We start from the raw sequence: 7,513 nt of genomic DNA, 5'->3' as shown, positions 1-7,513 counted from the left end.
AGAGGCTTCTCGGTGACCGCCGCCTTCATGACCTTGAGGTAGTTCGTGATACGCCACCGAGCCGCCCGCGGCGTCGGGGCCTTCTGGATCCAGCTCAGCTTCTCTTTGATCACCCAGGCATCGGCTGTGGCGCTCTGATCGGCCACCAGCTCCTGGAGCGCCGCCAGTTGCTTGGGCGTCAGGTTCTCGTTGTCGAGGCTTTTCAGCAGGGCCCAGCGCAGCGACTTGGGATGCCCCTGCTCCCGGCGTTCCTTCTTGCGCACCTCGTCCAGCCGCTTGGTGAAGGTCTGAACGATATGGAACCAGTCGACCGTGATGTCGGCCTTGGGAAGATGCTCGGCCACGCCGCTGAGGAAGGCTTGTGACATGTCGCACACGACCTCGACCACGTTGTCGGTGTCACCGCCATGCGCTGCCAGAAAGGCGCTGAAGGCCTTGATGGCGTCTTTGCCGTGGCCGGGGACGGCGAAGATCACCGGTTCCTGCTTGCGCTGCATATCGAGGAATACCGTGACGTAGCGATGACCGCGTCGGGAGGCGGTTTCATCGACGCCGACGGTGGTCACGTTGGCCAGGTCCAGCTCACTCAGCATGCGGCCGACGTAGTGATGCACGATGCGCCACAGGCGTTTGTCGGAGATCTCCAGTTGCCGGGAGACGGCCAGCACCGGCATCTCCTTGACCAACGACATAGCGGCTTGCTCGAACAGCAGGGTGAAGTCGCTGCCCGGCCGCGCCCAGGGCACTTCAATACGCTTGACGCCATGCTCGGGGCACTTGGTGCGAGGCACGCGAGCGTGCAGGTAGCAGTGGTGCTGAAAGAAGTTCAGGTGCCGCCAAGTCTTGTCGGCAAAGTCATGGGCCGGGCAGGCCTTGCCGCACTCCGGGCAGGGGTAGAGGCTGCCCCGCTCGGCCTCGACATAGAGGTCCAGGCGGTGGGGCGACACGGAGGTATCCAGGTGCTGGTCCTTAAGCAACCAGGGCGCTTCAAGGCCTAGGCCGAGGGTCAGAATCTGCGTGCCGTCCATGTCGTACCTCCTGTCCATGTGGAGGTCATATCCTGGCCCAGCTCAGGGGGCGAATTCCACACCCAGCGACGAAGAGCCTAAAAATGGGGGGTTACCGGTCGTCTTTTCAGTTTGATTTCAGTTGCACCGGGTAGCGTCAACAATCGAGCCACGAACGCGAGAAGCTGTATATACATGGTTTTAGGAGCAACCTATGAGCGATAGACATTTCTATGCAGGTGTGTCCAGGCGCCGCCTTATACAAGGAGCTGCCACGATGGGACTTCTTGCCGGTTTCGACAGCTTGTTGCCGGCCTATGCTAGAGGACAACTGGACAACACGAACGCATTTCACACCGTGCGTAATGGCGCTGACATCTACGACCTGACCGTCGCGAGAACACCTCTCAAGATAGGGGGCAGAGTCTCGGAACAGCCCATCACCATCAACGGCACTCTGCCAGCGCCTCTGGTGCGCCTCAAACAGGGGCGCGAGGCAATCTTGCGTGTCACCAATACGCTACCGGAGGCAACATCCATTCACTGGCACGGTCTGATTCTGCCGTACCAGATGGATGGCGTTCCTGGCGTCAGCTTTCCCGGCATCATGCCCGGCGAAACGTTTGAGTACCGTTTCCCGGTCGAACAGCATGGCACCTACTGGTACCACAGCCACTCTGGCCTTCAGGAACAGCTAGGCCACTATGGGCCGATTATCATTGATCCTGCCGAGCCCGAATCGGTGGCCTATGACCGCGAATACGTTGTGGTTCTATCTGACTGGACCTTTGACTCTCCCGAGGACGTATTCCGCAACCTGAAAGTGGCAGAGGGCTACTATAACTACAACCAGCGCACCGTTAGCGACTTCTTCAAGGATGTTGAAACCATGGGCTGGGATGCTGCGTGGAGCAAAGCCGGCATGTGGGGCAGAATGCGAATGAGCCCCCGGGATATTCTGGATGTAACCGCTTCTGAATATACCTACCTGATGAACGGATCGCCTTCTGCCAGTAACTGGACCGGGCTGTTCCGTCCCGGCGAGAAAATTCGCCTGAGATTCATCAATGCCTCGGCGATGACCTTCTTTGATGTCCGTGTCCCGGGCCTCCCGATGACGGTTATTTCCGCTGACGGCCAACCAGTGCAACCCGTTGAAACGGATGAATTCCGCATTGGCGTGGCGGAAACCTACGACGTGATTGTACAGCCAACCGACACGGCTCACACCGTGTTTGCCCAGTCACAGGATCGGTCGGGGTATGTGCGCGGAACGTTAGCCACCCGCAAGGGAATGGAGGCGCCAGTACCGCCCATGTATCCGCGAACCGAGCGCGGTATGGCCGCCATGGGCATGGGCGCGATGAGCATGGGCGCCATGGGCAAGGACGGCGATATGAACATGGACAGCGGCATGGACATGGGTGGCAAGATGGAAATGATGTCAGGCAGCAACGACAAAGCCCATGGCCAAATGATGATGAATGGCGCCGACTCGGGAATGAACAAGATGAGCTCGGACAAAGCAACGATGAATGAGGTCCCGACGGCGGGTCGGCCGATATCCCATGGCCCTGATAATCACGGTCCCGGGGCGGCCATGGTGGCTTCCAGCCCGCAATCGCGTCTGGATGACCCTGGTGTAGGCTTTGAAACAGCCAACCATCGGGTGCTGACTTATTCCCAGTTGCAGAGCATTGAGGGCTGGCCCGACAAGCGCCCGGCCGAACGCGAGGTGGAACTGCACCTTACCGGCAATATGGAACGTTACATGTGGTCGTTCGACGGCAAAAAGTTCTCTGAAGTCGATGGCCCGGTCAAGTTCTACCATGGCGAGCGCCTGCGATTGATCCTCGTCAACGACTCGATGATGGATCACCCCATTCACCTGCATGGCATGTGGATGGAACTGGAAACCGGTGCAGGTGAATATCGTCCACGCAAACACACGATTTCCGTCAAACCCGGCGAGCGTGTATCCGCGCTGATCACAGCGGATGCACCGGGTGACTGGGCTTTCCATTGCCACCTTCTGTACCACATGGACGCAGGCATGTTTCGTGTCGTGTCGGTCGTTTAACGGGATAGGGGATGAACATTATGATGAATCGCATCAAGTGGGTTGTGGGTGCCTCAGCCTTAACGCTTGCCTCGGGAGCCGGCGCCGCCGGTACTGGCGTTCAGGCCGAACCGGACTGGACGCTGCCGATACACGACAACCAGGTGTTTGGCCAGGTTCTGTTTGACCGGATGGAATACCAGCGTGACGGCGACAACGAATTGGCCCTGTGGGACGCCCAGGCCTGGATTGGTAAAGATCGCAATCGGCTCTGGGTCGAAACGGAAGGTGAGACTGATCTATCCAGCGACAGCGGCGACATCGAAAATTTTGATGTGCAGTACAGCTATCGCTTCGATCGCTTCTGGGATATACAGACAGGATTGGGTGCCCAGACAACGTTTGGCCCCAGCCCTAACCTAATAAGGAGCGCTATTCGGCCATTGTTGGATTGCAGGGACTTGCCCCCTACTGGTTTGAGGTAGACACAAATCTCCGAGTCACCGACGACGGTGACGTGTCATACGATCTTGAAGCCGAGTACGACTGGCTGCTGACCCAAAGGCTCATTTTGCAGGGCCGCGGCGAAACGCTCGTTGCCTTCAGCGATGTTGAGGAGTGGGGCGTCGGTAGTGGCATCAATAATGTGGGCCTGGGGCTCCGTCTGAGATACCACTTTTCGAGGGAGTTTGCGCCCTACGTGGGTGTTTCTTACACCCGCTTTCTGGGCAACACAGAGGACCTTCGTGAGCGCGAGGGGGAAGACGTCGAGTCCTCCAGCTTCGTGGCGGGCGTCCGGTGGTGGTTTTAGTACGATAATGCCCAGTAGAAAAGGCTGGCCCCTTTGCGTGGGTCAGCTAGTGTCCTCATTTGGAGGATTTCGTCAAAATCATTGCCGACCTTCCGCATGTTCGGCTCAATGACAAACGGCCGGACTAAGGCCCGGCCGTTGTATCAGATCATGAAATTACACGTTGATCAGTAACTGATATTGACCATAGCTACGACCTTATAGGTATCCTCCGGGTCATCTCCGTAGAAGTCTCCCATGAAACCGTAAGAACCGCGGAGGCTGATGTCATACACGCCGGCAAACTTTTTACCAAGCTGAGCAGCGACTTCAGTACCAAGGGTTGAGCCGTTGGCCTGAGCAGCGCTGTCGGGCGCGTCGTCGGCAGCGCGGAAGTATCCTGTGCCGTACTTCAGGTAGTAGTCGTTGGAAAGTTCCTGATCACCCGAGACTATCAGCCCCATCAGACCGTATCCCTGGTAAGCTGCGTCATAAACTGACTTGGCCCCCTGGGAACCATTGTTGTAGTAGTAGTCTGTTCCGAAGATTTGCAGATTGCTGCTATTCAGCTCCCAGCCTGACTGGTTTTTCGCGAAGCGATCTGCACCATTGCTGCTGTCATCAGCCGGAATGTAGATGCCGTGAATCTTGAGGCTTGCGTTGCTCCAATGCCTCTGGGCATACAGATTCAACATGTACGTGTCGCCATCTGTTGCGTCAGAGTCACGCCCGGACGACTTTTTGTAAAGTACCGAGCCGCTATAGGCCATTTTGTTATAGGTAAAATCGGCGTAGGCACCGAAATAGTTGTCATCCGTTCGAGCCGCCGTACCATTCAGAGCAGCCTGACTGCTGTTGCTGATCTGAGCTCCGGTAAGGCCGTAGTGGAAAACCTCGCTGGGATGAAGTTCGGCACTCAACATGTAGAAGTCCACGTCGTCCGCAGAATCTTCATCGTTTTCTTCCCACTTGAACCAGCCACCTGTCAGCGTGGCCATACCAACATTGCCCGCAAAGGAGACGCCATTCATGTCGTCGTTGGTAACAAAGCTCTCGTACTTGCCGAAGCCATACCCCTGGACGCCCGCTCGCACCTTCCAGTCGCTGTTCGGCACCTTCAGTTCAGCGTAGGCATTTTTGGTCTCAACGCCAACGCCGTCGGCGCTGAGTTTGCCGCAATTGTCACCCTGGCAGCTTCCCGTATCACCCCAGGGAGAATCGAACTCACCGTACCAGACCAGGCTCACGTTATCGTTGAGGTCGCCGGTGATCTTTGCACGCAGGCGCTGGTCAACAAATGAACTGCTGTTCTCGTTGGTTTCATCCAGGCTTTCTGAGGTCGCCTGCAGGCGGTAATAACCGTTCACCGTGAAGGGGGAATCGCCTTTCTTGAGCTCTTCCACTTCAGCCGTCAGTTGATTTATTTCAACCTTCAGGTCTTCTACGGTTGGTGACGCACGCCCGACCGGCTCCGCGGCCAACGCCGGTGTTGCTACTAAAGCTATCGCCAGCGGAGCGCTTATTGATTTGAAGATTTTGCTCACCTGAAACTCCTTATTTTAATTTTCATATCGACAACGATTTATTGCCTCAATATGGATGTGCCAGTTAAACGGCACTTAATCTTGACGCACAAAGCTTGTAGTGGTCAACTGAAACGAACCTGAATTTTCAGCTAAATTTCATTTTCCCGATTTTCGTACTGACATCCCCACCCGTCAGACTGTCAGACCTGACGACGCATCAAAGAGGCTATTTCGCCCCCAGCGCCCATCTTGGAGAGGTGCTATGATTGCTCACTATTGAAAGGCATACTGGGCGCCAAGCATGCAATCCGACCATTTGGCGCATGAAATCGAGATGGCCGCAATGAACCGACGAGTTATCTCCTTGCTGCTGCCGTTGTTTTTGGGTGGACCGGTTCTGGCCATTTCCGAATTATCGGGTGGTCAGGAGGCCGCTGCGATGAAGGGTTGCGATTTCAACTTCGGCTGCCTGAAGTTATTAGATTGGCTGGATAGATTATGCATTGTTCACGTCGACCATCACGTAGAGGCTGGTTCCTGTTTTTTTTAATCTGGTCTGTCAGCTTTTTGCTGCATTTTTTTTGGGAAATGATCCAGGTGCCTTTCTTTACAGGGATGATGGAGGCGTCCCATGGTGCGGTCGTCTGGCTGTGCACGCGGGCGGCAATCGGCGATGCCAATATTGCACTATTTGCCTATGGCGTCGCCGCAGCGGCAACTAAAGATGGCTTTTGGATACAGGGGCGGTGGCGCCGCCATGTTTTAGGAGTGTATTTTGCTACCGGTCTGCTTATAACCATAGTCTTTGAAGCATGGGCCACAGGCGCAGGCCAGCGCTGGAGCTACAATGATTCTATGCCCCTGTTACCCTTTATTGGCACAGGTATTGCGCCTCTAGTGCAGTGGATTATCGTTCCAACAGTCTCGCTCTTTGGTCTGCGTTGGCTCTATAGAGGCTGGCTTGATCTCAGACGTCAGGGCGGTGATTACTCTCGGCAATAAATAATGGGCTTCGGCCATCATGCAAACGGCCCTACAAACACTTGCGCAAATACACCCAAAAGGAGTGTGACAGTCAGCGCTATTATCAGTACGGCTTTCAACCAGATATCAGTTCTAGCCACCACGACATTCCCTTGCCTGTACATCGGCACAACGAGGCGCAGATAAACTGCCAGCGAGAGTACGCTATTGATGATCGCCACCACTGCCACCCAGGTGTACTGCACGTCGATGGCTGCGGCAAACAAAAGGAACTTGCCGACAAAACCCGCCAATGGGGGAATCCCAACCAGCGATAGCAGAAAGATAACCATTGCGAGGCCAATAAGCGGCTGGGCGCGACCCAATCCGTCAAAATCGTTCAGAGTCCGTCCAGTACTGGCGGCAACGGCGAAAGCGCCCAGGTTCATGGCCGCATAGGCTGCGGCAAACAGGATGATGGATGGCAGCGCAAGCTCACTTGCGCCGACTGCGAGGATGCCCAGAAGAAAATAGCCGGATTGGGCAATCGACGAATAGGCAAGCAGCCGAATCACGTTAGTCTGAGCAAGCGCGGCCAGGTAGCCATAGGTCATGGTCAGAACAGCCAGACCGGCGATGATGGCGGTCCAACCACTTTCCGGGGGTAGATCGCGAACCACCTGAGCGAGTGCGAACAGAGCACCGATCTTGGGCACCACTGACAGGTAGGCCGCTATTGACAGTGGCCCACCCTCATAGGCATCTGGCGCCCAGAAATGGAATGGAACCAGCGAGGCTTTGTAACCCAGACCGACAACCACCGCCACGAACCCAAGAAGAACCGCCATTGGCATGGTATCCATACCAGGAAGATCCGCGAGTAACGTGGATCCCGCAGCGCCGAACCAGTAACTCAGGCCGAAAATCATGATCGCACCTGTGACCGAGGCGAACACGAAAAACTTCATGGCGGCCTCTGTGGCAGGGTCGGTATCCGGGTAGGCAACCAAGGCAAAGGTGGCCAGGCCCGTTAATAATGTACCCAATACAAGGAACATCGTATCACCCGCGCCTGCCAGAACGAGCGCGCCGATGGTGGCAAAGCAAAGCAGGCTGTAAACCGTGCCCTCTCGCACGGTGCCTCTCACATCCACTCTCGCCAAAAATA

The 7,513-nt window shown here is 56.0% G+C and carries 8 protein-coding genes; 5 read left to right on the top strand and 3 right to left on the bottom strand.

Going from position 1 to position 7,513, the window contains the following annotated elements; all coding sequences use genetic code 11:
* On the bottom strand, positions 1-1,028 hold a 1,028-nt coding region (locus CXF87_RS11095; protein ID WP_101146680.1), incomplete at its 3' end, for an ISL3 family transposase.
* A gap of 193 nt (positions 1,029-1,221) precedes the next feature.
* Here CXF87_RS11095 and CXF87_RS11090 point away from each other — a divergent pair.
* Genes CXF87_RS11090 through CXF87_RS11080 form a run of 3 tightly spaced genes read left to right on the top strand, consistent with a single transcriptional unit; the run spans position 1,222 to position 3,877 of the window.
* Positions 1,222-3,087, top strand: a complete 1,866-nt coding sequence (locus CXF87_RS11090) for a copper resistance system multicopper oxidase (protein ID WP_075267635.1) — start codon at positions 1,222-1,224, stop codon at positions 3,085-3,087.
* A gap of 20 nt (positions 3,088-3,107) precedes the next feature.
* Positions 3,108-3,551 (top strand): copper resistance protein B, encoded by a 444-nt coding sequence (locus CXF87_RS11085; protein WP_157826506.1) that lies wholly within the window; start codon positions 3,108-3,110, stop codon positions 3,549-3,551.
* A complete protein-coding gene (locus CXF87_RS11080) occupies positions 3,518-3,877 on the top strand; it encodes a copper resistance protein B (protein WP_232774893.1) in 360 nt (119 codons plus the stop codon). The genes CXF87_RS11085 and CXF87_RS11080 overlap by 34 nt, the downstream gene beginning before the upstream one ends.
* A 167-nt stretch (positions 3,878-4,044) precedes the next feature.
* Here the strand turns inward: CXF87_RS11080 and CXF87_RS11075 are convergent, their stop codons facing one another.
* Entirely contained in the window at positions 4,045-5,400 is a 1,356-nt protein-coding gene (locus CXF87_RS11075) for a hypothetical protein (RefSeq protein WP_101146677.1), read from the bottom strand.
* Between the two features lie 283 nt (positions 5,401-5,683).
* Here CXF87_RS11075 and CXF87_RS21760 point away from each other — a divergent pair, with 283 nt between their 5' ends.
* On the top strand, positions 5,684-5,932 hold the full coding sequence (locus tag CXF87_RS21760; RefSeq protein ID WP_092031072.1) for a hypothetical protein: 249 nt from the start codon (positions 5,684-5,686) through the stop codon (positions 5,930-5,932).
* A complete protein-coding gene (locus CXF87_RS11065; protein ID WP_198556057.1) occupies positions 5,881-6,384 on the top strand; it encodes a hypothetical protein in 504 nt (167 codons plus the stop codon). Before CXF87_RS21760 ends, CXF87_RS11065 begins: the two co-directional genes overlap by 52 nt.
* Before the next feature lie 17 nt (positions 6,385-6,401).
* Here the strand turns inward: CXF87_RS11065 and CXF87_RS11060 are convergent.
* Positions 6,402-7,513 (bottom strand): NADH-quinone oxidoreductase subunit N (locus tag CXF87_RS11060; RefSeq protein WP_101146675.1); only part of this gene is annotated, 1,112 nt, incomplete at its 5' end.

Origin of the sequence: Halomonas sp. MES3-P3E (assembly GCF_002836035.1) — a bacterium.
GTDB classification, from domain to species: Bacteria; Pseudomonadota; Gammaproteobacteria; order Pseudomonadales; family Halomonadaceae; genus Vreelandella; species Vreelandella arctica.
This window is presented reverse-complemented; position numbering and strand designations above follow the sequence as displayed.

What these genes read in the sequence shown, in the direction of transcription:
- CXF87_RS11065 (WP_198556057.1), top strand. Translation starts at nt 5,881, where the DNA reads ATGCATTGTTCACGTCGACCATCACGTAGAGGCTGGTTCCTGTTTTTT.
- CXF87_RS11085 (WP_157826506.1), top strand. Translation starts at nt 3,108, where the DNA reads ATGATGAATCGCATCAAGTGGGTTGTGGGTGCCTCAGCCTTAACGCTT.
- CXF87_RS11090 (WP_075267635.1), top strand. Translation starts at nt 1,222, where the DNA reads ATGAGCGATAGACATTTCTATGCAGGTGTGTCCAGGCGCCGCCTTATA.
- CXF87_RS21760 (WP_092031072.1), top strand. Translation starts at nt 5,684, where the DNA reads ATGCAATCCGACCATTTGGCGCATGAAATCGAGATGGCCGCAATGAAC.